A 23,536-nucleotide genomic window follows, 5' to 3' on the forward strand; every position below is an offset into this window, starting at 1 on the left:
CCTGGTGAAGGCACCGGGAGCCGATCAGCTCTCGGTGCGGTCCTCCGGGGCCGGCTCCGTCGCCGGGACGGACTCCGTCGCGGTGGCGATGGCCGGCGCCGCGCCGTTCGCCCCGTTCGTCAGTGAGAGCTCCTTGGGGGAGAGCACCGGCGGACGGGTGGATGGGGCGCGACGGGAGGAACCGGTCCACGCGGGGCGGGCCGGGCGCTTGACGATGGGAGCGAAGACCTCGGCGATCTGCTCCTTGCTCAGCGTCTCCTTCTCCAGCAGCTGGAGCACCAGTGCGTCGAGGACGTCGCGGTTCTCGACCAGGATTTCCCAGGCCTCGTTGTGCGCGTTCTCGATGAGCTTCTTGACCTCTTCGTCGACGAGCGCGGCGACCTCTTCCGAGTAGTCGCGCGGGTGCGACATCTCCCGGCCCAGGAAGGGCTCGGTGTTGTCGCCGCCGAACTTGATCGCGCCGAGACGCTCGGTCATGCCGTACTGCGTGACCATCGCGCGGGCCGTTGCGGTGGCCTTCTCGATGTCGTTCGCAGCACCGGTGGTCGGGTCGTGGAAGACGAGCTCCTCGGCCGCGCGCCCGCCCAGCATGTATGCCAGCTGGTCGAGCATCTCGTTGCGGGTCGTGGAGTACCTGTCCTCGTCCGGCAGGACCATCGTGTAGCCGAGGGCACGGCCACGCGACAGGATCGTGATCTTGTGGACCGGGTCGGAGTTCGGAGATGCCGCCGCGACCAGGGCGTGGCCGCCCTCGTGATACGCGGTGATCTTCTTCTCCTTGTCCGACATGATCCGGGTCCGCTTCTGCGGGCCCGCGACCACACGGTCGATCGCCTCGTCGAGCATGTCGTTGTCGATGAGCTTCCCGTTGTTGCGCGCGGTGAGCAGCGCAGCTTCGTTCAGCACGTTCGACAGGTCCGCGCCGGTGAAGCCCGGGGTACGCCGGGCGACCGCACCGAGGTCGACGCCGGGGGCGACCGGCTTGCCCTTCTGGTGGACCTTGAGGATCTCCAGACGGCCCTGCATGTCCGGGCGGTCGACCGCGATCTGGCGGTCGAAGCGGCCGGGGCGCAGGAGGGCCGGGTCGAGGATGTCGGGCCGGTTCGTGGCGGCGATCAGGATGACGCCGCCCTTCACGTCGAAGCCGTCCATCTCGACGAGCAGCTGGTTCAGCGTCTGCTCGCGCTCGTCGTGACCGCCGCCGAGGCCGGCGCCGCGATGGCGGCCGACCGCGTCGATCTCGTCGACGAAGACGATCGCCGGGGCGTTCGCCTTGGCCTGCTCGAAGAGGTCACGCACTCGGGAGGCACCGACACCGACGAACATCTCGACGAAGTCGGAACCGGAGATCGAGTAGAAGGGGACGCCCGCCTCGCCCGCGACAGCTCGCGCGAGCAGCGTCTTACCGGTTCCAGGAGGCCCGTACAGAAGCACGCCCTTGGGGATCTTCGCCCCGACGGCCTGGAACTTCGCGGGCTCCTGGAGGAACTCCTTGATCTCGTGGAGCTCCTCGACCGCCTCGTCCGAACCCGCGACGTCCGCGAACGTCGTCTTCGGGGTGTCCTTGGTGATGAGCTTCGCCTTGGACTTCCCGAAGTTCATGACCCGGGAGCCGCCGCCCTGCATCTGGTTCATCAGGAACAGGAAAACGACGACGATGAGGACGAAGGGCAGCAGAGACAGCAGGATCCCGACGAACGGGTTCTGCTTGGACGGCGAGACGGTGTAGCCGTCGGGGATCTGCTTGCTCTCGAACTTGTTCTGCAGGGTGCTGGCGAGATTCACACCCTGGTCACCGATGTAGCTCGCCTGGATCTTCGAGCTGCCTTGGACCTTCTCGCCATCCTTGAGAGAGGCCTTGATGATCTGCTCGTCGCCAGTGGTGATCTTGGCCGACTCGACCTTGTTCTCATTGATCGCCTGGACGACCTGGCCGGTGTCCACTGTCTTGTAGCCGCCGGACGAGCCGACGACCTGCATCAACACGACCACGGCAAGGACGGCCAGCACGATCCACATGACCGGCCCACGGAAGTATCGCTTCACGTCCATCCATACGGAGCGGAGCCGCCCCGTCCCTCCTGCCATAGTGAGTTTGATAAAGACTTATAAAGGCTGTTCTTCGGACGGTACCCCAGCATTGTCACCCGAAGCCGCAGGGGACGGCCGACAACCCGTCTACGCATGCTCCAACGGCGCGAACGCCGCTGGGGTTCCCGATCTTCTTACGAGGACCGGGGCCCTGCGGTTCAGCCGCCGTAGACGTGGGGCGCGAGCGTACCCACGAACGGGAGATTGCGGTACTTCTCGGCGTAGTCGAGGCCGTAGCCGATCACGAACTCGTTCGGGATGTCGAAGCCGACCCACTCCACGTCGATCGCGACCTTGGCCGCCTCAGGCTTGCGCAGCAGCGTGCACACCTTGAGGGAGGCCGGCTCGCGGGAGCCGAGGTTGGAGATCAGCCAGGACAGGGTCAGTCCCGAGTCGATGATGTCCTCGACGATGAGAACGTGCTTGCCCTTGATGTCGGTGTCGAGGTCCTTGAGGATCCGCACCACACCGGAGGACTGCGTACCCGCGCCGTACGAGGACACGGCCATCCAGTCCATGGTGACGGGGGTGGACAGGGCCCGCGCCAGGTCCGCCATGACCATCACCGCGCCCTTGAGGACTCCGACGATCAGCAGATCCTTGCCCGCGTACTCCGCGTCGATCTTCGCGGCCAGCTCGCCCAGCTTCGCGTCGATCTCTTCCTTGGTGATGAGCACCGACTGAAGGTCGGTGCCCATGTCTTTCGCGTCCACCCGCATCACTTTCGGTCGTCCCACCGGCTGCCCGACCCCTCCCCGGAGGGGGGTGGGATTCAGCCTTGCCGAATCACCAGTCTGCCACCCTGCCGCTGAGCGACGACCTTGCCCGGGAGATTGATGGCTCCCTGGCCGCGCCAGCCGGTGATCAGCCGGTCGATCTCCTCGATGTGACGGGCGAACAGCGAACCGGCCGGGGCGCCTGCCTCGATGGCGGCGCGGCGCAGGATGCGGCGGCGCACGGCGGGCGGCAGGGCGTAGAGCTTGGCGCACTCCAGGAGGCCCGACGCGTCTCGTACGGAGGCCTCGGCCTGCCGGGCCCAGGCGTCGAGGGCGTCGGCGTCGTCGCGGGAGAGCTGGGCCGTACGGGCGAGGGCCTCGACGACGCCCTTGCCGAGCGCCTTCTCCAGCGCGGGCAGGCCCTCGTGGCGCAGCCGGGAGCGGGTGTAGGCCGGGTCGGCGTTGTGCGGGTCGTCCCAGACGGGCAGCGACTGGGCCATGCACGCCTTGCGGGCGGTCTGCCGGTCCAGGTGCAGGAACGGGCGCCGGTAGCGGCGGGCGGCCCCCGGGCCACCGGAAACAGCCGCCATCCCGGACAGGGAGCGGATGCCGGAGCCGCGGGCGAGGCCGAGCAGGACGGTCTCCGCCTGGTCGTCGCGGGTGTGGCCGAGCAGGATCGCGACGGCTCCGTGGCGCTCCGCTGCGGCGTCCAGGGCGGCGTACCGGGCGTCGCGGGCGGCGGCCTCGGGCCCGCCGTCGCGGCCGACGGTGACGGCGATGGACTCGGCGGGGGCCAGTCCCAGCTCGGTGAGGCGCAGCACGACCTCGTCGGCGCGCAGATCGGAGCCGGGCTGCAGACCGTGGTCGACCGTGATGCCGCCGGCGCGGATGCCGAGTTTGGGGGCTTCGAAGGCGAGGGCGGAGGCGAGCGCCATGGAGTCGGCGCCGCCGGAGCACGCGACGAGCACGAGCGGCTTCGACGGCTGCTCGTGCGGGGCGTCCACCGAGGCGTCGGAGGACGTACGGCGGGAGGCGGGGGCGGGCACGCGCTCGCTGCCGGGGACGGCTGTGCGCCCGGCGTGCGGGACTTGGGCACGCCCGGCGTCGGGAGCGACGGCGCGTCCGCTGTCGGAAGCGACGGCGCGTCCGGTGTCGAGGGCAGGCATGAGCGCCGCGCCGGGAGCGGGCAGGCGCGCGGTGCCGGGGGCGGGGGTGTGCTCGGTCAGGATGTCGTGGAGTACGCGGCGAACCGCCAGGCGTATCGCCGCGACCGCAGGATGGGGACCCATGTCCGGTTCCCTTCATGAAGTTTTCGGGGGGTGAGCCCCGGGATCGGTCACTCAGAGTGTGTAGATGGTGACAGAACCGGGCCGTTCCCCGAGCATTGCACGCCTACCCATCGCTCACGGTCCCTCGGACGGGTGATTGGAGGGGCGTTCACCTGCCGTCGGCCGGATTCGTTTCACGACCCTTCCGTAAGGTTCACGACTCCGGCTTGCGGTGCACCCGCGCGACCCAGTCCGCCGGTTTGGCGATCTCCGCCTTGGTCGGGAGAGTGTTCGGGGAGGTCCACACCCGGTTGAAGCCGTCCATGCCGACCTGCTCGACGACCCCGCTCACGAAGCGCTCGCCGTCCCGGTACTGCCGGAGCTTGGCGTCCAGGCCCAGCAGCTTGCGCAGCGCCAGGTCCAGGCGGGAGGCACCCTTGGCGCGGCGTTGCTGGAACTTCTCGCGGATCTCGCCGACGGACGGGACGACGGAGGGACCGACGCCGTCCATGACGAAGTCGGCGTGCCCTTCGAGCAGCGACATCACCGCGGTGAGGCGGGCGAGGATCTCGCGCTGGGCCGGTGTCTGCACCAGCTCCACCAGGGAGCGTCCGCCGTCCTCGTCCTCCTCGCCCTCGGGGCGCCCGCCCGCGAAGGACTGGGCGGCTTCCCTGACCCGCTCGAGGACGGTCATGGGGTCGACCTCGGTCTCTCCCAAGAAAGACTGGATTTCGCCCTCGAGGTGGTCGCGCAGCCAGGGCACCGCCGTGAACTGCGTGCGGTGCGTCTCCTCGTGCAGGCAGACCCAGAGGCGGAAGTCGTGCGGTTCCACGTCGAGTTCGCGCTCCACGTGCACGATGTTCGGCGCGACGAGGAGGAGCCTGCCGCCGCCGTTCTCCCCGGCGGGCAGCTCCCTGGTCGCGGGGGCGAAGGTCTCGTACTGCCCGAGGACCCTCGACGACAGGAACGACAGCAGCATGCCCAGCTCGACGCCGGTGACCTTGCCGCCGACGGCGCCGAACACGGCTCCGCCGGGAGTGCTGCCGCGCCGCTCCTGCATCTTGTCCAAAAGAGGCTTCAGGAGCTCCCGGAACCCGGCGACGTTCGCCCGGACCCAGCCGGGGCGGTCGACGACGAGTACGGGGGTGTCGTGCACTCCGTCCTCACCCATACGAGTAAAGCCCCGGACGTGTTCCTCCGAGGCTTTCGCGTGCCGGCGCAGCTCCGCGACGACGGCCCGCGCCTCGTCGCGACTCACCTCGGGGCCCGGCCGTACCAGCCGGGTCGCGGTCGCCACCGCGAGATTCCAGTCGACCATCTCGGCACCACCGATGCTCGTCATGCGTCAACCGTACGTGAGCGCGTCCGAGTGCGGTGAGGGGTACGGCAGCGGGTGTGCTTCCGCCCGGGGGCCCCGCGGTGCCGCTGATGCCCCCGGGGCGGCGGGGGCGCGGGGCCGCGGCCGGGCCACCGCTACCGGCAGCCGCAGGCCGCCAGCGCCGCCGCCGTGCGGTCCAGGGCCGCCTGGGCCGTGGTGCGGTCGGTCGTGCCGGAGGCGAGGAACGCGAAGGCCAGGAGCCGCCCTTCGGTGTCGACGACCGTGCCGGCCAGCGCGTTGACGCCGGTCAGGGTGCCGGTCTTGGCGCGTACGACGCCGGTGGCGGTGCGGTCCGCGCCCGCCGCGTAGCGCTCGCTGAGGGTGCCGGTGAAGCCGGCCACCGGGAGCCCGGTGAGGACGGGACGCAGTTCGGGGTGGCCGGGGTCGCCGGCCTTGGTGAGGAGCGCGGTCAGCAGGTCGGCCGAGAGCCGGTCGTCCCGGTTCAGTCCGCTGCCGTCCGCGAACGCCGCGCCGTCCAGCGGGAGTCCGAGCTTCTTCAGCTGGGTTCGGATCCCGGCCGCGCCGCCCTCGAAGCTCGCCTTTTCGCCCGAGGCGAGGGCGACCTGCCGGGCCAGGGCCTCGGCGATGTCGTTGTCGCTGTTGGTCAGCATCCGCTCGACCAGGGCGGACATCGGCGGCGACTGGACCTCGGCCAGGGTCTTGGAGCGGCCCGTCGCCTTCGAAGGGCCGGGCGCGCTCGTCTTGATGCCCCGCTCCTGCAGCAGGTCGCCGAACTTCCGGGCCGCGTCCGTCGCGGGGTCCGGGCTGCGGCCGGCGGCACCACTGGCCGAGTCGTCGAGCCGGCCTTCGTCGACCATCAGGGCGGTGACCTGGGCGAGGTTGCCCTCCACCCCGCTGGGGGGCTGACCGGAGCCCGCGTACAGCGAGGTGTCGTACGAGAGGGTCACCTCGGTCGTCCCGCGCTTCTTCAGGGCGGCCGCGGTCTCGTCGGCCAGGTCGGCCAGGCTCGCCCAGCCCTTCGCGTCCTTGTGGGCCGTCAGCGTCGGGTCGCCGCCGCCGACGAGCACGACCTCCTTGGTGTCGGGCTCCAGGGCCGCGCGGGTGGTGATGCGGTGGTCGGCACCGGGCGCCGTGAGCGCGGCGACGGCCGTGGCGATCTTCGTGGTGGAGGCGGGGGTCAGCGGGTCGCCGGGGCCCATGCCGTACAGCCGCTTGCCGGTGGCGACGTCGACGACCACGGCGGTGTGCCGGGTGCCGAGCGAGGGGTCCTTGAGGAGCGGGCCGAGTACGTCTCCGAGCGCCTTCTCGTCGGGCGGGGGCACCGAACCGGCGGCGCCGCCGAGCCCGGCCAGGACGGACGCGGCGCTGGGCGCGGGCCGCGGCCCGTTCGGCGACGTACCGGAATTACGTCCGTGATCTGCGCCACCCTCACCGGCCCGCGATGCGGCCCAGTCACGCTCCGCCGTACGCTGGCCCGAGGAGTCCCAGGGGCCGGCGGCGGCCACCGCCCCGGCGGCGAGCGCCAGGCCCACGGTGGCGGCAACGGCTGTGAGCTGCGGAGTTGTGACTGTCACGGGACGCGTCCGGACCGCTCGGGTGACCCGCGCCACATGCGGTTTCACCGATCGCGCGACCCGCGCGACATGCGGTCTCGCGGCCCGCCAAGCCCTCAGCTCCGGCACGAGCACCAGCCCCTTTCGCGATCACACACCTGCGTGAGGGACACTTAATCACCAGAACTATGTGCTGATCATGGAGGAGCCACCGGTGGAGTTCGACGTCACGATCGAGATTCCGAAGGGTTCGCGGAACAAGTACGAGGTGGACCACGAGACCGGTCGGATCCGCCTGGACCGTCGACTCTTCACTTCGACCAGCTACCCGGCCGACTACGGCTTCGTCGAGAACACCCTCGGCGAGGACGGCGACCCGCTGGACGCGCTGGTCATCCTGGACGAGCCGACCTTCCCCGGCTGCCTCATCCAGTGCCGCACGATCGGCATGTTCCGGATGACGGACGAGGCCGGCGGCGACGACAAGCTGCTGTGCGTCCCGGCGCACGACCCGCGTGTGGAGCACCTGCGGGACATCCACCACGTGTCGGAGTTCGACCGCCTGGAGATCCAGCACTTCTTCGAGGTCTACAAGGACCTGGAGCCCGGCAAGTCCGTCGAGGGCGCCAACTGGGTGGGCCGCACGGAGGCCGAGGCCGAGATCGAGCGTTCCTACAAGCGCGCCAAGGAGTCGGGCGGTCACTGACCTGCCCCTGCTCCTCCGTTCGGGCCGTGTGACCTCGATGGGGTCGCGCGGCCCGTTCGCGTATCCGTACGCATACTGAGCCGTACGGAAGGTACGCGGAAAGACGCAAGAGACGTACGTGCACGAAAGGCAAGGCTGAACGAGTGGCGGAACCGGAGGCGGAAGACCGCAAGCCGCAGTCGGACGAGGCGAGGAGTGCCTTCGCTCAACCGGCCGGTGTGGTGGCGCCGCAGGCACCGGTGATCGAGGACGAGTCGTCCACGACATCCGAGTTCGCGCTGCCCAGGGGTATGGATGTCCCCCAGGGCACACCGGCCGACTCCGAGGGTTCGGCTTTCAGCACTCCGGCCACCTACAGCGCCAAGCAGGCTCCGCCCGCCTTCACGCCGGCCACCGGCATCCCCGTGGTCCGGCTGACCAAGGACGCGCCCTGGCAGGACCGCATGCGCACCATGCTGCGCATGCCGGTGACCGAGCGCCCGGCGCCCGACCTGGTGCACAAGGAGGACGACGAGTCCGGGCCCGCCGTTCCGCGCGTGCTGGACCTGACGCTGCGTATCGGCGAGCTGCTGCTGGCCGGCGGCGAGGGGGCCGAGGACGTGGAGGCCGCGATGTTCGCGGTCTGCCGCTCGTACGGCCTGGACCGCTGCGAGCCGAACGTCACCTTCACGCTGCTGTCGATCTCGCACCAGCCGTCCCTGGTGGAGGACCCGGTCACGGCCTCCCGGACGGTACGCCGCCGGGGCACCGACTACACGCGCCTCGCGGCCGTCTACCGGCTCGTCGACGATCTCAGCGACCCCGAGACCGCGATCACCCTGGAGGAGGCCTACCGGCGCCTCGCCGAGATGCGCCGTAACCGGCACCCGTACCCCGGCTGGGTGCTGACCGCCTCCAACGGTCTGCTCGCCGGTGCGGCCTCGATCCTCGTCGGCGGTGACGCCATCGTGTTCGTCGCCGCCGCGCTGGGCGCGATGCTGGGCGACCGGCTGGCCTGGTTGTGCGCCGGGCGCGGGCTGCCGGAGTTCTACCAGTTCACGGTGGCCGCGATGCCGCCGGCCGCGATCGGGGTCGCGCTCCAGCTGTCGGGCGGCGGCGTGAAGGCGTCCGCGGTGATCACCGGTGGGCTCTTCGCCCTGCTGCCCGGACGGGCCCTGGTCGCGGGCGTCCAGGACGGTCTGACCGGCTTCTACATCACCGCGTCCGCTCGCCTGCTGGAGGTCATGTACTTCTTCGTGGGCATCGTGGCCGGCGTGCTGCTGGTCCTGTACTTCGGCGTGAAGCTGGGCGCCGAGCTCAATCCCGACCAGGCGCTCGGCCTCTCCGAGCGGCCGCTGCTGCAGATCGCCGCGTCCATGCTGCTCTCGCTCACCTTCGCGGTCCTGCTCCAGCAGGAACGGTCCACCGTGCTCGCGGTGACCCTCAACGGAGGCGTGGCCTGGTCGGTGTACGGCGCGATGCACTACGCAGGCGACATCTCACCGGTCGCCTCCACGGCCGTGGCGGCGGGCCTGGTGGGCCTGTTCGGGCAGCTGCTGTCCCGCTACCGGTTCGCCTCGGCGCTGCCGTACACGACGGCCGCGATCGGCCCGCTGCTGCCGGGCTCCGCCACGTACTTCGGCCTGCTGGCCTTCGCCCAGAGCGACGTCGACAAGGGCTTGGTGTCCCTCACCAAGGCGGCCGCCCTCGCGATGGCCATCGCCATCGGCGTGAACCTCGGCTCGGAGATCTCCCGGCTGTTCCTGCGGATGCCGGGCGGGAACGCGGCGGGGCGCCGCGCGGCCAAGCGGACGCGCGGCTTCTAGGCGTACGGGGCCGACCGTCTGCCGGCATCAGGTGCCGGGGTCGCGTGCCCCCGGTGTCGGCGGGCGCTATCGCTTGGCGTGGCGGCCGCGCGGGGGCTGCTGCGGGTCCTGGTCCTGGCCGTAGGTCTGGTCTTGGCTGTAGGTCTGGTTCTCGCCGTAGCCCTGGTTCTGGTTCTCGCCGTAGCCCTGGTTCTGGGGGTCGCCGTAGCCCTGGTTCTGGTTGTAGCCGTGGTCCTGGCCGTATCCCGGGTTCTGGCCGTGGTCCTGGCCGTATCCGGGGTTCGCGTTGTAACCCTGGCCCTGGTCATAACCCTGGTTCGGGTGGTAGCCGCCCTGGTTCTGGCCCTGGTGGAGCGGGGGTACGCGCAGCTGCGCGGTCGCGTCGGGCGCGGGGCCGGCGGCCGGGGCGGCCGGAGCCTGGGCCGCTTCCTTCTTGGCCTTGCCGCGGGCCCGCAGGAACTCGATGGCGATCGGGATCACCGAGACGAGAACGATCAGGATCAGGATCGCCTCGATGTTCTTGTTCACGAAGTCGATCTTGCCGAGCCAGGAGCCGAGCAGCGTGACGCCCGCGCCCCACAGGACGCCGCCGATGATGTTGTACGTGAGGAACGAGCGGTACCGCATGCCGCTGACGCCGGCGATGATCGGCGTGAACGTACGCACGATGGGCACGAAGCGGGCCAGGACCAGGGACTTGGGGCCGTACTTCTCGAAGAACTCGTGGGCCTTGACCACGTTCTCCTGCTTGAAGAGGCGGGAGTCCGGGCGGGTGAAGAGCGAGGGGCCGACCTTCTTGCCGAAGAGATAGCCCGCCTGGTCGCCGAGGACCGCGGCGACGCAGATCAGCGCGACGGCCGCCCACAGCGGGAAGTCCAGCTGGTTCGACGTGATCAGCAGACCGCAGGTGAACAGCAGCGAGTCGCCCGGCAGGAAGAAGCCGATGAGCAGGCCGGACTCGGCGAAGACGATGAGCAGCAGACCCCAGATGCCGAAGCTGTCCAGGAGGTAGTTCGGATCCAGCCAGCTTGGTCCAAGGGCAAGCGTCGTCACGGTTCCGGGCTCCTGTGGGGTGAAGGGAGGTACGGCGGCTGGGTTCGAGCGGTCAAAGCTATCAACGCCGTGTGTCTGCGCCAGGTTCCACCGGTGTCTCCAGGATGCACTGTGCGTCGACTGGGACAAAGCTGTGAGGTATGGGCATCGAGGATTACGGCGGCGGCATGAACCCCCAGTCCGACGTTCTGGTCGTGACCACGAACGACGTACCGGGGTACCGCGTCGAACAGGTTATCGGGGAGGTCTTCGGCCTCACGGTCCGCTCCCGGCATCTGGGCAGCCAGATCGGGGCGGGTCTGAAGTCGATGATCGGCGGTGAGCTCAAGGGTCTCACCAAGACCCTCGTGGAGACCCGCAATCAGGCCATGGAGCGGCTCGTCGAGCAGGCACGCGCGCGTGGCGCCAACGGTGTGCTGATGTTCCGGTTCGACGTGACGGAGGCGGCCGACGTGGGCACGGAGGTGTGCGCGTACGGCACGGCGGTGGTCCTGGTCAAGGAATAAAGGAACAAGGAACAAGGAACAAGGGGTGCGGAAGAGGGATCGCGTACAGCGGTAAGGGGCGTCCGCAATGGCGGGCGCCCCTTACCGTCATCCCTCTGCCGTCATCCCTCTGCCGTCATCCCTGCCGTCATCCCTCTGCCGTCATCCCTCGTGGCGGGCGGCGTTCGCCGCGATCGCGTCCCTCAGGTGCTCGGCGAGCCCCGGCCGCATGGAGTCGTAGTACTCCTTGAAGCGCTCGTCGGAGACGTACATCCCGCCGAGACACCGGTGGAGTTCGTACGAGCAGTCGTAGAACCACTTGCGGATGTGCTGGCGGTGCTCCTCGGCCATGGCCATGGCCCGTTCGCCGGCCGGGGGTTCACCGGCCTCCATGAGGGCGTCGTACCGCTCGCCCCAGGAGGCGACCTCGGCCTGCACCTGCTGCCAGTCGTCCTTGGTGTAGCGCGCGGTGCGGCGCTGTGACTCGGCGTACTCCGCCGTGCCGCCCCAGCGCTGCTCGACCTCCTCGGCGTGCTCTTCCGGGTCGTTGTCCCCGAAGACCTCGAACTTCTCCTCGGGCGTGAGGTTGATGCCCATCTTCCGTGCCTCCATGGCGTGTTCGACGGCCGCCGCCATCTTCCGCAGCTTCTCGATCCGGGTGGTCAGCAACTCGTGCTGGCGGCGCAGATGCGCGCGCGCATCCACCTCCGGGTCGTCGAGCAGGGCGGCGACCTCGTCGAGCGGGAAGCCGAGCTCCCGGTAGAACAGGATCTGCTGCAGCCGGTCGAGGTCGGCGTCGCTGTAGCGCCGGTGCCCCGCGTGGCTGCGCTCGCTGGGCGCGAGCAGGCCGATCTCGTCGTAGTGGTGCAGCGCGCGCACCGTCACCCCGGCGAAACCGGCGACCTGGCCGACTGAGTAGCTCACTTCCGCTCCCTTCTCGGTACGCACTTCAGGCTGGGCCCTCACGTCACGTGAGGTGCAAGTCGAGACTCACGCCGAAAATTCTCGGGATGTTGTGCGGCTTTTGCCCGCTTAGGGTGTGGCCCGTGAGCACCGAAGCCCCGGCGGCGCCGGGACAGGCCCCCGTCCGGCGTCTGCTGCCGCTGATCGTGCCCTCCGCCGTGGTCGGCGTGGCCGCCGCCCTCGTCCTGCTGGGCGTCAGTCTGGTCGCCGAACAGCTCAAGGACGTCCTGTGGGAGACCCTTCCGGACGCGCTGGGCGTGGGCCGCTACTCGGTGCTCTGGATGCTGGTGATGCTCACGGCGACCGGTGTCGCGGTGGGCCTGGTGGTGTGGAAGGCGCCGGGACACGCGGGCCCCGACCCCGCGACCACCGGTCTTGTCGACCCGCCGCTGCCGCCCCGGGTGCTGCCCGGGCTGCTGCTGGCCACCGTGCTGGCGCTGGCGGGCGGGGTCAGTCTGGGTCCCGAGAACCCGATCACGGCCGCCAACATCGCGCTCGCGTACTGGCTGGGCAGCCGGGCGGCCCCGGGCTCCCCGGCCGCGCTGTGGATGTCGCTGGCGGCGGCCGGCACGATCGGCGCGCTGTTCGGCACGCCGGTGGCCGCCGCGCTGATCTTCTCCGAGGTGCTGGCCGGGCAGCCGGGACCCGGCGCGCTCTGGGACCGGCTGCTGCCCCCGCTGCTCGCGGGCGGCACGGGTGCGCTGACCATGACGCTGCTGGCCCACCCGAGTTTCGACCTCTCGCTGCCCGACTACAGCGGACCGCGCTGGGGCGATCTGCTGACCGCCCTGGTGATCGCCTCGGCCGCGGCGGTGATCGGGATGGCCGCGGTGTACGCGCTGCCGTACGTCCACGGCGCCTTCGCGCGGCTGGGGCACCCCATGCTGGCGATTCCCGTCGGCGGAGTCGTCCTCGGCCTGCTGGGGGCCCTGGGCGGGCATCTGACGCTCTTCAAGGGGCTGGACGAGGTGAAGACGCTGGCCGGGGACCCGGACGGCTGGTCGGCGGGACGGTTCGCGCTGATAGCGGTGGTGAAGCTGGTCGCGCTGGTCGTCGCCGCGTCCTGCGGCTTCCGGGGCGGCCGGATCTTTCCCGCGGTCTTCGCCGGAGTGGCCCTCGGCCTGTGCGCGCACGCGCTGGTGCCCCAGGCGCATCCCACGCTCGCCGTCGTCTGCGGCGTGCTCGGGGTACTGCTCGCGGTCACCCGGCAGGGCTGGATCAGCCTGTTCACGGCGGCCGTCCTGGTGTCCGACCCGGCCGTGCTGCCGCTGCTGGTGCTGGCGTCGGTGCCGGCCTGGCTGCTGGTGACCGGCAGACCCCAGATGCAGCTCCACGACGACGGGACCCCGGTCCGCTGATCTACCGTGCGACGCAACCCCGATCCCACGACTGACCGCATGGAGGCGAAGTGCCGCTCCACAAAGGCCCCGAGACGCACGACGAGCGCCCGATGTCCGTCAACCCCTTCTACGGGGAGACGAACCCGGTCAGCGGCATGATCGAGGCCCCGCCCAGGCACCGGCTGCCGGACGGGCCACTGCCGCCCACGACCGCGTACCAGCTCGTGCACGACGAACTCATGCTGGACGGCAACGCCCGGCTGAATCTGGCCACGTTCGTCACCACCTGGATGGAACCCCAGGCCGGCGTGCTGATGGCCGAGTGCCGGGACAAGAACATGATCGACAAGGACGAGTACCCGCGCACCGCCGAGCTGGAGCGGCGCTGTGTGGCGATGCTCGCCGATCTGTGGAACGCGCCCGACCCGTCGGCCGCCGTGGGCTGTTCGACCACCGGGTCGAGCGAGGCGTGCATGCTCGCCGGGCTGGCCCTGAAGCGCCGCTGGACCCAGCGCAACGCGGACCGCTACCCCGGGGCCCGTCCGAACCTCGTGATGGGTGTGAACGTCCAGGTCTGCTGGGAGAAGTTCTGCAACTTCTGGGAGGTGGAGGCGCGCCAAGTCCCCATGGACGGCGACCGGTTCCACCTGGATCCGGGGGCCGCCGCCGAGCTGTGCGACGAGAACACCATCGGGGTCGTCGGCATCCTCGGCTCCACCTTCGACGGGTCCTACGAGCCGATCGCCGACCTGTGCGCGGCCCTCGACGCGCTCCAGGACCGTACGGGCCTCGACATCCCCGTCCACGTCGACGGCGCGTCCGGCGCCATGGTCGCGCCCTTCCTGGACGAGGACCTGGTCTGGGACTTCCGGCTGCCGAGGGTGGCGTCCATCAACACCTCGGGGCACAAGTACGGCCTGGTCTACCCCGGTGTCGGCTGGGCGCTGTGGCGTACGGCGGCGGAGCTGCCGGAGGAACTCGTCTTCCGCGTGAACTACCTGGGCGGCGACATGCCGACCTTCGCGCTCAACTTCTCCCGGCCGGGCGCTCAGGTCGTGGCGCAGTACTACACGTTCCTGCGGCTGGGCCGCGAGGGCTACCGGGCCGTGCAGCAGACCACCCGGGACGTGGCCCTCGCCCTCGCCGGGCACATCGAGGCGCTGGGCGACTTCCGGCTGCTCACCCGGGGCGACGAGCTGCCCGTGTTCGCCTTCACGACGAAGCCCGAGGTGACGGCGTACGACGTGTTCGACGTGTCCCGGCGGATGCGCGAGCGGGGCTGGCTGGTGCCCGCGTACACCTTCCCGCCGCACCGGGAGGACCTGTCCGTGCTGCGCGTCGTGTGCCGCAACGGCTTCTCGATGGATCTGGCCGAGCTGTTCGTGGAGGATCTGGGCCGGCTGCTGCCCGAACTGCGGCGACAGCCGCATCCGTTGACGGGCGACAAGGAGAAGGCGACCGGCTTCCACCACTGAGCGGGGCCGCCGGCGCACGGCCCGCGTCGGCCGACCTGAAGCAATACTCCAGGGCGGGCATTCATCAAACGTGATCAGCCACGGTCTCCCGGATGGGGAGTCCCCGTCGCGTACGGGTTCTTCTCGCCCTCCCCCAGGACCCCGACGAACGGTTCGCCCTCGCCGGCGAAGGTGTAGGCCCCGCGCTCGATGCGCTCGATCAGCCCGCGCGTCCATTCGGCGTCCGCGTCGGCGGTGTGCACCCAGAGGTTCATGATCTCGCCGATGTGGCCGAGTTGTTCGGGGCCGTCCTCGGGCACGTAGTGCTCGGTGACGGCCCCCCGCCACTCCCCGATCCGCCGGATCCGCTCCTTCAGCAGCGCCACCGCCTCGCCCCTCGGCAGGTCGACGATGAAGCCGATGCCCGCCGACTGGACGTCCATCTTCTGGTCGTACGAGGTCAGGGACGTGCGCAGCAGGGCCAGGAACTCCTCGGTGCCCTTGTCCGTGATCTCGTACTCGGTGCGCGGTGGGCCGCCCGCCGTGGACGGCGCGATCTCGTGTGCATGCAGCAGTCCCTGCTTCGCCATCTGCTTGAGCGCGTGATAGATCGAGCCCGGCTTGGCGTTGGACCACTCGTGCGCGCCCCAGTACTCCAGGTCGTTGCGCACCTGGTAGCCGTGGGCCCGCCCGTGCTGGCGGACGGCGCCGAGCACCAGGAGACGGATCGCTGACATGCGGTCCAGGTTAGAGCGCGGGCATCAGCCCGCCTGCTCCCGGGCCACCAGCTCGAAGGCGGTCGCGCCGTCCAGGGACTCGCGGATGATGTCGGCGTGGCCGGCATGGCGGGCCGTCTCGCGGATCAGGTGGAGCATCGTCCAGCGGATGGAGACCCGCCCCTCCGGCGGAAACCAGGGGTCGTCGGGAAGGGGGAACGTCTCGTCGAGGCTGGGCACCGAGCGGATGAACGCCTCGGTCTCCGCGGCGACCTTCTCCCAGTACGCGAGCTGTTCCTCGACGGTCTCGTCGCCGACGAGCACGAAACACTCGTGCCAGTTCGACTGGTCCCGCTTGACGGCGGGCCGCTCCTGCCGGGCGCGGGCGATCCAGCCCTGTTCGACCTCGGCGACATGCTTGATCAGCCCGGAGAGCGACAGCGCACTCGCAGTCGGGCGGCTCGCGGCCTGCTCGGCCGTCAGGCCGATGAGGGCCCGCCTGATACCGCCCCGCTCCTCCTCCAGGAAGGAGAGCAGCGCTCCGCGCTCGTCGCCGTCTGCCTCGGGGGAAACGTGAGTGACCATGACCGGCCGCCTTTCCTCGGGTCCTGTTGCCTGACACCGATCACGCTACGGGCCCTTTAGGTCGGCTTCTGTCCTCATCGGGTGGCTCGCCGGTGCGTCTCCTGGCCGGCCCACTGCGTCGGTTCGCCTCCGGCATGCGGAAGCCTGTGCCGACATCACGTTCGTGCCGTCGGCACAGGCACCCCTTTGGCTCACGCGCCCGGTCAGAACGGGAAGCGGCTGCGCCCGTGCTGGACCGAGATCCACTTCTGGGTGGTGAACGCGTCGACCACCGCGTCGCCGTTCAGGCGGCCGATGCCCGAGTGCTTCTCGCCGCCGAAGGCGACCGGGGGCTCGTCGTGGACGGTGCCGTCGTTCACGTGGAACATGCCGGTGTCGATCTGCTTGGCGAAGGCAACACCGCGCTCGATGTCGCCGGTGTGGACGGCGCCGCTGAGGCCGTACGGGGTGTCGTTGACGAGGCGCACTGCCTCCTCCTCGCCGTCGAACGGCACGAGGAGGGCCACCGGACCGAAGATCTCCTGGCGGAGGAGGGCGGAGTCCGCGGGCAGGCCGGTCAGCACGGACGGCTCGACGAGGTTGTCGGTCGCCCTGCCGTGGACCAGCGCGGTGGCGCCCTCGGCGATCGCCTGGTCGACGACGCCCGTGATCGCGTCGGCCTGCGAGGAGTTGATGACCGGGCCGATGATCGTCTGCGGGTCGCTCGGGTCGCCGGTCTTCAGGCCCTTGACCTTGGTGACGAACTTGTCGGTGAACTCGGTCAGCACCGAGCGGTCCACCAGGATGCGGTTGGCCGCCATGCAGACCTGGCCCTGGTGCACGTACCGGCTGAACACCGCGGCGTCCACGGCGTAGTCGATGTCCGCGTCGTCGAGTACCACGAGCGCGCTGTTGCCGCCGAGTTCGAGGACCGAGCGCTTGAACTGCGCGGCGCAGACCGTGGCGACGTGGCGGCCCACCTTGTCGGAGCCGGTGAAGGAGATGACCTTCGGGACCGGGTGCTCGATGAACGCGTCACCGATCTCGGCGATGTCGGTGATCACGACATTGAGCAGGCCGCCGGGCAGACCCGCTTCCTCGAAGACCTTCGCGACGAGGGAGCCGCCGACGATCGGGGTGTTCTGGTGCGGCTTGAGCACCACGCCGTTGCCCAGCGCCAGGGCCGGCGCGACGGACTTGATCGACAGCAGGAAGGGGAAGTTGAACGGGCTGATGACACCGACCACGCCGACCGGGACGCGGTAGACGCGGTTCTCCTTGCCGTCGGTCGGCGAGGGGATGATCCGACCCTCGGGCCGCAGCGCCAGCTGGACCGACTCGCGCAGGAACTCCTTGGCCAGGTGCAGCTCGAAGGCGGCCTTGAGGTGCGTGCCGCCGAGCTCGGCGATGATCACCTCGGTGATCTCCTGCTCGCGGTCCTCGATGATCCGCAGGGCGCGCTCGAAGACGGCACGGCGCGCGTAGGGGTTGGTGGCGGCCCACTTCTTCTGGGCGCGCTCGGCCGCGCGGTAGGCGTCGTCGACCTCGTCGACCGTGGCTATGGTGATCGACGCGAGCTTCTCACCGTCGTACGGGTTGAAGTCGATGATGTCCCATGAGCCGGTGCCCGGGCGCCACTCACCGTCGATGTACTGCTGGGCCAGGTCGGTGAAGTAGGACGACATGTGCTCCCTCAATCCCTGTGCTGCCGAGGCAGACATCCGGTCTGAGTCAGCAGTCATCCGATCAACGTCTGATCATGCGTCATCGTACTTGTGTTTAAACGGAGTTGGAGAGCACCTCAGGACAGAGCGTGAGGACGTGCGGAAGACCGTCCGAAACCCGAGGGCGGCCTTTCCGGCCACCGTCAGGAGAGCTGGAGGAGCCCCCGGAGCAGATCGCGGCTCTCGTCCGGGCCGGGGCTGTCCTGCTGCAACTCCTTCAGCGCGCTCTCGTACTGCGTGACGTCCTCGCGTTTGTCCAGGTAGAGCGCGCTCGTGAGCTGTTCCAGATAGACGACGTCCGACAGGTCGGACTCGGGGAAGCTCAGGATGGTGAAGGAGCCGCTCTCGCCCGAGTGCCCGCCGAAGCTGAACGGCATGACCTGAAGTCGTACGTTCGGGCGCTCCGAGATCTCGATCAGGTGCTGGAGCTGACCACGCATCACCTCGCGGTCGCCGTACGGCCGGCGCAGCGCGGCTTCGTCGAGGACGCAGTGGAACTCGGGGGCGCTCTCGGCGGCGAGGTGCTTCTGGCGCTCCAGGCGCAGCGCCACCCGCCGGTCGATGTCGGCCGGGCTCGCGCCCTTCATCCCGCGCGCGACGACCGCGTGCGCGTAGGCCTCGGTCTGCAACAGGCCGTGCACGAACTGCACTTCGTACGAGCGGATCACATGGGCCGCGCCCTCCAGACCCACGTACGTCGGGAACCAGCTGGGCAGCACGTCGGAGTAACTGTGCCACCAGCCCGCGACGTTGGCCTCCTTCGCGAGGGAGACGAGGGAGGTGCGCTCGACCTCGTCGGTGATGCCGTAGAGGGTCAACAGGTCCTCGACGTCTCGCGTCTTGAAGCTCACCCGTCCCAACTCCATGCGGCTGATCTTCGATTCGGAGGCACGGATCGAGTAGCCGGCCGCTTCCCGGGTGATGCCACGCGCCTCTCGCAGGCGCCTGAGATGGGACCCGAGCAGCATGCGCCGCACCACCGAGCCGCCCCCGGCCTCAACGGCGTTCGGCCGGGGGTATCCCCATGCCTCACCAGCGCTCACGTTCGTCCGCCTCCCCAACCGTCCTTCAGGGCCCGAAGTCTGCCACTAAAACACTTCGAGCTGTACTCGTTCGGTTACAGAAAGGGAAAGGAGCCAAAGGAGTTACACAGGAAAAGATCAGGAGAGGCCAAATAAGTGGGAAGAAGGTGAGAGAAGAAATGAACAGAAACAGGGATGAGACGGCCTAACTCTGGCGCGTGCACGTGCATCTGCCCTTGCATCTGCTGAACGCATTCGGAACCATGGTCCCGCGCCACCGCTGCATCGCAACGACCGCGAACCCCGGGAGTGCCTCGCATGGGGACGAATGGATCGACCATGCTCGAGCCGTTACGGCAGGGGCTTCCGCCGCTCGACCCCGCGGCCGTGTCCGACGCCGCTTCCTGCGCACTGCCCGCCCGCTACGAAGCGGTGCGCGAGGCAAGGCAGTTCACCCGCAGGACGCTGGACCAGTGGGACATCGGCGAGCGCTTCGACGACGTCTGTCTGGTCGTCTCCGAACTCGTCACCAACGCGCTGCGGCACGCGCTGCCCGCGGACACCCCGCGCGGCTGCGAGCAGGAGCCGCCCGTGCGGCTGCACCTGATGCGCTGGACCACCCGGCTGGTGTGCGCGGTGCGCGACCCCAGTCACGACAGTCCGGTCGCACGCGAGACGGACGACTTCTCGGCGGAGTCGGGCCGCGGACTGTTCCTGGTCGACTCGTTCACCGACAGCTGGGGCTGGCACCCGCTCGCGGGCACCCTCAGCGGCAAGGTCGTGTGGGCGCTGTTCCGGCTGCCGCCCCCGGCGGCCGCGGCCACGACGGAATGAGAAACCGCGGCGCTTTTCAGCGCCGCGGTTCTACGCGCGTTACCCACCGCGCACGGACGGACACCTTCAGGCGCCGGCCACCAGGTGGTCGAACTCGCCGTCCTTGATGCCGAGGAGCATGGCCTCTATCTCGGCGCGCGTGTAGACGAGGGCGGGCCCCTCCGGGAAGCGCGAGTTGCGCACCGCCACGCCACCACCGGGCAGCCGCGCGAACTCCACGCAGGATCCCTGCGAGTTGCTGTGCCTGCTCTTCTGCCAGTTCACCCCATGCAGCTGGGTGGCCGCCATGCCGTTGTACACGTCGTCCACGTCGCACACGTCGTGGTCCACAGGTCGCTCCCCGGGTGGTGCATTGGCTGATGTGGCCATTGATGCATTGGTCAACTGACCCGGATCATAACTCTGTTCATGTGCAGATGCAGGGGCAGATGCACGTGCACGCGGGGTGGTCCTGCGGTTACAGCTTTTACCGGCGCTTGACTACGGTCCGCCGGTCGTACGGCTACGACCTGCTGCCGGGCGGCCCCGGAGACCGCCCGGATCCCGTCGAGCGTCTGCCCCCGGAGGTCACAGGGCATGCGACCTCCGGTCCCCGTCCATGCTCTTCCGCGCCATTCATCCGTGCCGGAACGTCCGGATCGAATCCCTCGTCCACTAGGAAGAGACGCACACCGTGGCCTTCCTGTTCCCCTCTCAACGAAATGGTCCGGTCCGCGGGACGCGCGGGACCGGCGCCGACCGCGGCCCGGAGGGCATCGGATTGCGTTGGCGAACATGCTGACCAACGGTCAGCGGCCGGCGGTCACCGGCCGGCAGTCAGCAGTCAGCAGTCAGCAGTCAGCGGGATGCGTACGGCAGCAGCGCCATCTCCCGGGCGTTCCTGATCGCGCGGGCCAGCAGCCGCTGCTGCTGCGCCGTCACGCGGGTGACCCGGCGCCCGCGGATCTTGCCGCGGTCGGAGAGGAACTTCCGCAGGAGATCGGTGTCCTTGTAGTCGATGTACGTGATCCCGGCCTCGTCCAGCGGGTTGGGGCGGGGCTTGGCAGGCTTGCGCTCGGGCTTGCGGGCCATGGGTCAGACCTCCAGGAGGGTGTCGAAGGCGGGCGGGAGCCGCTTCCAGGCGGTCGGCCCGGCGGCGTACTCGGCGTCGGTCAACAGGCAGGACTCCAGGAGCAGTTCGAGCCCGTCCCGGTCGAGTCCGGGTGAGGTGAAGACCAGGTGCTGGCAGCAGTCGCCGTGCTCCGGGTGCCAGTCGAGTGCGGCGGCGGCCCGGCGGACGGGCGGGACCATCTCCCAGGCGGCGTCCGGCAGCGAGGCGAGCCAGGGGCCCGCGTTCTCCACGCACAGCGCGCCGCCGGCCGCGTCCCAGTGCAGCAGCGTGTCGGGCCGGTCGGCCAGCCAGAACCGCCCCCTGCTGCGCGCCGCCGCACAGGTCAGGTCCTCCAGCGCGGCATAGAGCCGCTCGGGGTGGAACGGACGCCGGCGGTGCCAGACGAGGGTGGCGACCCCGCACGCGTCGGCCTCGGTCGGCAGCAGCGCGGAGGCCGGGTGCTGGGCGGCGGCCGCCGCCTCCACGTCGAAGCCGGCGAGCGCGGCCGCGGCGAGCGCCGAACGGCCGGCGCCCGCGGATCCCGTCTCCGGGCTCACCGAGGCACCGCGGCCGACCGGGACCTGCCGGGCGGTCGGGTGCAGCTGGGCGAGCAGGGCGCGGTCCTCGTCGTCGGCCTCCGGGGAGTCGACGAGGGCGAGGACCGGGGCGTACTCCAGCTGGCGGGCCAAGGTGTCGGCGACCGTGCGCCGGTCGGTGGCGGCCGCGGCGAGGCCGACGTCCGCGAGGTCGTCGCCGTTGCCGAGGTACGGCAGCAGCAGGGCGGGGTCGACCGCGGTGATCACGCCGGTCAGGGTCAGCCCGCTCGACGCCACCACCTCGGCCATCGCCTTGGGCTCGACGGAGTCCCACAGCTCGACGACCGCGAGCCGGGTGAGTCCCGCGTCGGCGAGCCGCTCCAGCTCGGGGACCAGGTCCTCGCGCAGGGCGCAGCAGGCGCAGTCGTTCACGAGGGGTGCCTCACCGGCCGACAGCAGGCCGGTGCGGTCGCGGACGGTCCGCACCACCGTGCCGGCGGTGGCCGTGGCCAGGTCGTGGTGGAGCGCCACGCTGCCGGGGACGTCCGTCAGCAGTCGCTCGACGGCCGCCCGGCGGGCGTCGGCGTGCAGTCCGCCGACGATCGCCACGGCCAGGCCCGGGGTGGGCCGCGCTCCCCCGCCTGCCATCAGCGGCCCTCGCGCTTCCCGTACCGCCGCTCGAAGCGCTCGACGCGGCCCGCCGTGTCCAGGACGCGGGCGTTGCCGGTGTAGAAGGGGTGGCTCACGTCCGAGATCTCGACGTCCACCACCGGGTAGGTGTGGCCGTCCTCCCACTCGATCGCCTTCCCGCTCGTCATGGTCGAGCGGGTGAGGAAGGCGTGGCCTGCGGCCCGGTCACGGAAGACGACGGGCCGGTACGCCGGGTGGATTCCCTCGCGCATGACGCTCAGCGCTCCTCTCGGAAGTCGACGTGGCGGCGGGCGACCGGGTCGTACTTGCGCAGGGTCATGCGGTCCGGGTCGCTGCGGCGGTTCTTGCGGGTGACGTAGGTGAAGCCGGTCCCGGCCGTGGACCGGAGCTTGATGACGGGGCGGAGTTCGTTGCGTGCCATGCTGCTATCTTACTGAAAATGAATCCCATTACCAACCAACGACCTGGAGAGGTGCGTCACCCTTGTCCGCCCACTGCATGCTGACCGGAGCCCGGCCCGGCTTCGGCAACTCCATCTCCCACTCCCACCGGCGCACCTCGCGCCGCTTCGACCCGAACGTCCAGCGCAAGCGCTACTGGCTGCCCGGCGAGGGCCGGTACGTGCGGCTGCGGCTGAGCGCGAAGGGGATCAAGACCGTCGACACGATCGGCGTCGAGGCCGCCGTCGCCCGCATCCGGGCCCGCGGGGTGCGGGTCTGATGGCGAAGAAGAGCAAGATCGCGAAGAACGAGAAGCGCCAGGAGGCCGTCGCGCGGTACGCCGCCCGGCGGGCCGAGCTGAAGGAGATCATCCGCCGTACGTCCTCGTCACCGGCCGAACGCACCGCCGCCCAGGCGGAGTTGCGGAGGCAGCCGCGGGACGCCGGCGCCACCCGCGTACGCAACCGGGACAGCATGGACGGGCGCCCGCGCGGCTATCTGCGCGCCTTCGGGCTGTCCCGGGTGAATCTGCGTGAGCAAGCGCACGCAGGATTTCTTCCGGGGGTTCGTAAGTCCTCCTGGTAGCTTGCTGCGGTCGTCCCGGCGACCTCAGTGCTCACCCGGCCCACCCTTGGGGGACTTCCAGTGACTTCGGCGACCTTCCCGCGTCAGCGGGTGCGCAGCACGGCGGCGGCCGCGGGGCTGATGGCGGCCGCGCTCGTGCTGACCGCCTGCAGCGACAGCGGTGACTCCGGCACCGACAAGTCCGCGAGCCCCACCTCGACCGCGGACTCCGGGGGCGGTTCCGGGGACACGGCCACCCCCAAGGGGAAGCTGGAGGGCAGCTGGCTCGCCACGACGGACGGCAAGGCCGTCGCCCTCGTCATCACCGGCAAGCAGGCCGGGCTGTTCGCGACGGGCGGTGCCGTGTGCAGCGGTACCGCGGGCAAGGAGGCGGGCATGCAGATGATCCACCTCAAGTGCACGGACGGCAGCGACGACCGCACCACCGGCATGGTCGAGTCCGTCGGCGCCACGACCATGAAGGTCAAGTGGAACGGCGGCCTCGGCACCGAGACGTACCGGAAGACGGAGGGCGGCCAGCTGCCGTCCGGACTGCCCACGGCGAGCCTCGGGTCCTGACCTCCGCCGGGTCCTTTCAGCGCCCGGAGCCTGCTCATCGCGT

At 70.1% G+C, this 23,536-nt stretch carries 25 protein-coding genes; 9 read left to right on the forward strand and 16 right to left on the reverse strand.

Annotated elements, in window-relative coordinates; translation table 11 throughout:
• Nucleotides 1-24: 24 nt before the first annotated feature.
• The 5 genes from ftsH to dacB form a co-directional block, all read right to left on the reverse strand.
• Complete coding sequence (gene ftsH, locus ACFVYF_RS32775) at nucleotides 25-2,052, reverse strand: ATP-dependent zinc metalloprotease FtsH (RefSeq protein ID WP_389461285.1); 2,028 nt, start codon at nucleotides 2,050-2,052, stop codon at nucleotides 25-27.
• Nucleotides 2,053-2,249: 197 nt separating this feature from the next.
• On the reverse strand, nucleotides 2,250-2,810 hold the full coding sequence (gene hpt / locus ACFVYF_RS32780; protein WP_383289770.1) for a hypoxanthine phosphoribosyltransferase: 561 nt from the start codon (nucleotides 2,808-2,810) through the stop codon (nucleotides 2,250-2,252).
• Nucleotides 2,811-2,863: 53 nt separating this feature from the next.
• Entirely contained in the window at nucleotides 2,864-4,096 is a 1,233-nt protein-coding gene (gene tilS, locus ACFVYF_RS32785; protein ID WP_389461287.1) for a tRNA lysidine(34) synthetase TilS, read from the reverse strand.
• A 193-nt stretch (nucleotides 4,097-4,289) separates the two neighbouring features.
• Nucleotides 4,290-5,417 carry a zinc-dependent metalloprotease gene (locus ACFVYF_RS32790; RefSeq protein WP_389461289.1) on the reverse strand — a complete coding sequence of 376 codons (1,128 nt, stop codon included), beginning with the start codon at nucleotides 5,415-5,417 and terminating at the stop codon, nucleotides 4,290-4,292.
• 131 nt (nucleotides 5,418-5,548) lie between these two features.
• Nucleotides 5,549-7,102, reverse strand: a complete 1,554-nt coding sequence (gene dacB / locus ACFVYF_RS32795; protein WP_389461291.1) for a D-alanyl-D-alanine carboxypeptidase/D-alanyl-D-alanine-endopeptidase — start codon at nucleotides 7,100-7,102, stop codon at nucleotides 5,549-5,551.
• Between the two features lie 79 nt (nucleotides 7,103-7,181).
• On the opposite strand from dacB, the gene ACFVYF_RS32800 reads away from it, so the two are divergent.
• Entirely contained in the window at nucleotides 7,182-7,673 is a 492-nt protein-coding gene (locus ACFVYF_RS32800) for an inorganic diphosphatase (protein WP_383289767.1), read from the forward strand.
• 143 nt (nucleotides 7,674-7,816) lie between these two features.
• A complete protein-coding gene (locus tag ACFVYF_RS32805; protein ID WP_389461294.1) occupies nucleotides 7,817-9,478 on the forward strand; it encodes a threonine/serine exporter ThrE family protein in 1,662 nt (553 codons plus the stop codon).
• Between the two features lie 66 nt (nucleotides 9,479-9,544).
• Here the strand turns inward: ACFVYF_RS32805 and ACFVYF_RS32810 are convergent, their stop codons facing one another.
• Nucleotides 9,545-10,531, reverse strand: a complete 987-nt coding sequence (locus tag ACFVYF_RS32810; RefSeq protein WP_389461296.1) for a VTT domain-containing protein — start codon at nucleotides 10,529-10,531, stop codon at nucleotides 9,545-9,547.
• Nucleotides 10,532-10,671: 140 nt separating this feature from the next.
• On the opposite strand from ACFVYF_RS32810, the gene ACFVYF_RS32815 reads away from it, so the two are divergent.
• Nucleotides 10,672-11,037 (forward strand): YbjQ family protein, encoded by a 366-nt coding sequence (locus ACFVYF_RS32815; protein WP_389461298.1) that lies wholly within the window; start codon nucleotides 10,672-10,674, stop codon nucleotides 11,035-11,037.
• A 141-nt stretch (nucleotides 11,038-11,178) separates the two neighbouring features.
• Here ACFVYF_RS32815 and ACFVYF_RS32820 read toward each other — a convergent pair whose 3' ends face one another.
• The gene (locus ACFVYF_RS32820) at nucleotides 11,179-11,940 is read right to left on the reverse strand and encodes a MerR family transcriptional regulator (protein WP_389461300.1); all 762 of its coding nucleotides are present in this window, start codon (nucleotides 11,938-11,940) and stop codon (nucleotides 11,179-11,181) included.
• An 86-nt stretch (nucleotides 11,941-12,026) separates the two neighbouring features.
• Between ACFVYF_RS32820 and ACFVYF_RS32825 the strand changes: the two genes are divergently transcribed.
• Both ACFVYF_RS32825 and ACFVYF_RS32830 read left to right on the forward strand, forming a co-directional pair.
• Nucleotides 12,027-13,337, forward strand: a complete 1,311-nt coding sequence (locus tag ACFVYF_RS32825) for an ion channel protein (RefSeq protein ID WP_389461302.1) — start codon at nucleotides 12,027-12,029, stop codon at nucleotides 13,335-13,337.
• A 50-nt stretch (nucleotides 13,338-13,387) separates the two neighbouring features.
• Nucleotides 13,388-14,794: a glutamate decarboxylase gene (locus ACFVYF_RS32830; protein ID WP_389461303.1), complete on the forward strand. Its 1,407-nt coding sequence runs from the start codon at nucleotides 13,388-13,390 to the stop codon at nucleotides 14,792-14,794.
• Nucleotides 14,795-14,868: 74 nt separating this feature from the next.
• On the opposite strand, the gene ACFVYF_RS32835 is transcribed toward ACFVYF_RS32830, so the two are convergent.
• The 4 genes from ACFVYF_RS32835 to ACFVYF_RS32850 form a co-directional block, all read right to left on the reverse strand.
• Nucleotides 14,869-15,510 carry a PadR family transcriptional regulator gene (locus ACFVYF_RS32835; protein WP_389461305.1) on the reverse strand — a complete coding sequence of 214 codons (642 nt, stop codon included), beginning with the start codon at nucleotides 15,508-15,510 and terminating at the stop codon, nucleotides 14,869-14,871.
• 24 nt (nucleotides 15,511-15,534) lie between these two features.
• The gene (locus ACFVYF_RS32840; RefSeq protein ID WP_389461306.1) at nucleotides 15,535-16,074 is read right to left on the reverse strand and encodes a DinB family protein; all 540 of its coding nucleotides are present in this window, start codon (nucleotides 16,072-16,074) and stop codon (nucleotides 15,535-15,537) included.
• Between the two features lie 203 nt (nucleotides 16,075-16,277).
• Nucleotides 16,278-17,738, reverse strand: coding sequence for an aldehyde dehydrogenase family protein (locus tag ACFVYF_RS32845; protein ID WP_389461308.1), 1,461 nt, complete (start codon nucleotides 17,736-17,738; stop codon nucleotides 16,278-16,280).
• 182 nt (nucleotides 17,739-17,920) lie between these two features.
• On the reverse strand, nucleotides 17,921-18,745 hold the full coding sequence (locus tag ACFVYF_RS32850) for a helix-turn-helix domain-containing protein (protein ID WP_389461309.1): 825 nt from the start codon (nucleotides 18,743-18,745) through the stop codon (nucleotides 17,921-17,923).
• Nucleotides 18,746-19,117: 372 nt separating this feature from the next.
• Between ACFVYF_RS32850 and ACFVYF_RS32855 the strand changes: the two genes are divergently transcribed.
• Nucleotides 19,118-19,633 (forward strand): ATP-binding protein, encoded by a 516-nt coding sequence (locus ACFVYF_RS32855; RefSeq protein WP_389461311.1) that lies wholly within the window; start codon nucleotides 19,118-19,120, stop codon nucleotides 19,631-19,633.
• A 66-nt stretch (nucleotides 19,634-19,699) separates the two neighbouring features.
• Here ACFVYF_RS32855 and ACFVYF_RS32860 read toward each other — a convergent pair whose 3' ends face one another.
• The 5 genes from ACFVYF_RS32860 to rpmG all read right to left on the reverse strand — a co-directional run bounded on the left by ACFVYF_RS32860 (nucleotide 19,700) and on the right by rpmG (nucleotide 22,331).
• A complete protein-coding gene (locus ACFVYF_RS32860) occupies nucleotides 19,700-19,963 on the reverse strand; it encodes a DUF397 domain-containing protein (RefSeq protein ID WP_389461313.1) in 264 nt (87 codons plus the stop codon).
• 507 nt (nucleotides 19,964-20,470) lie between these two features.
• A complete protein-coding gene (rpsR, locus tag ACFVYF_RS32865) occupies nucleotides 20,471-20,704 on the reverse strand; it encodes a 30S ribosomal protein S18 (protein ID WP_389461315.1) in 234 nt (77 codons plus the stop codon).
• A 3-nt stretch (nucleotides 20,705-20,707) separates the two neighbouring features.
• On the reverse strand, nucleotides 20,708-21,907 hold the full coding sequence (locus ACFVYF_RS32870; protein WP_389461317.1) for a GTP-binding protein: 1,200 nt from the start codon (nucleotides 21,905-21,907) through the stop codon (nucleotides 20,708-20,710).
• Nucleotides 21,907-22,161, reverse strand: coding sequence for a type B 50S ribosomal protein L31 (locus tag ACFVYF_RS32875; RefSeq protein WP_389461319.1), 255 nt, complete (start codon nucleotides 22,159-22,161; stop codon nucleotides 21,907-21,909). The genes ACFVYF_RS32870 and ACFVYF_RS32875 overlap by 1 nt, the downstream gene beginning before the upstream one ends.
• 5 nt (nucleotides 22,162-22,166) lie before the next feature.
• The gene (gene rpmG / locus ACFVYF_RS32880; protein ID WP_389461321.1) at nucleotides 22,167-22,331 is read right to left on the reverse strand and encodes a 50S ribosomal protein L33; all 165 of its coding nucleotides are present in this window, start codon (nucleotides 22,329-22,331) and stop codon (nucleotides 22,167-22,169) included.
• A 62-nt stretch (nucleotides 22,332-22,393) separates the two neighbouring features.
• Between rpmG and rpmB the strand changes: the two genes are divergently transcribed.
• From rpmB to ACFVYF_RS32895, 3 genes are read left to right on the forward strand one after another with little or no spacing between them, the layout of a single operon-like run.
• A complete protein-coding gene (rpmB, locus tag ACFVYF_RS32885; protein ID WP_383289656.1) occupies nucleotides 22,394-22,630 on the forward strand; it encodes a 50S ribosomal protein L28 in 237 nt (78 codons plus the stop codon).
• Nucleotides 22,630-22,935 carry a 30S ribosomal protein S14 gene (gene rpsN / locus ACFVYF_RS32890; protein WP_389461323.1) on the forward strand — a complete coding sequence of 102 codons (306 nt, stop codon included), beginning with the start codon at nucleotides 22,630-22,632 and terminating at the stop codon, nucleotides 22,933-22,935. The genes rpmB and rpsN overlap by 1 nt, the downstream gene beginning before the upstream one ends.
• Nucleotides 22,936-22,995: 60 nt before the next feature.
• Complete coding sequence (locus tag ACFVYF_RS32895) at nucleotides 22,996-23,493, forward strand: hypothetical protein (protein ID WP_389461325.1); 498 nt, start codon at nucleotides 22,996-22,998, stop codon at nucleotides 23,491-23,493.
• Nucleotides 23,494-23,536: the final 43 nt, after the last annotated feature.

The organism is Streptomyces sp. NPDC058274 (genome assembly GCF_042881375.1).
Lineage (GTDB): Bacteria > Actinomycetota > Actinomycetes > Streptomycetales > Streptomycetaceae > Streptomyces.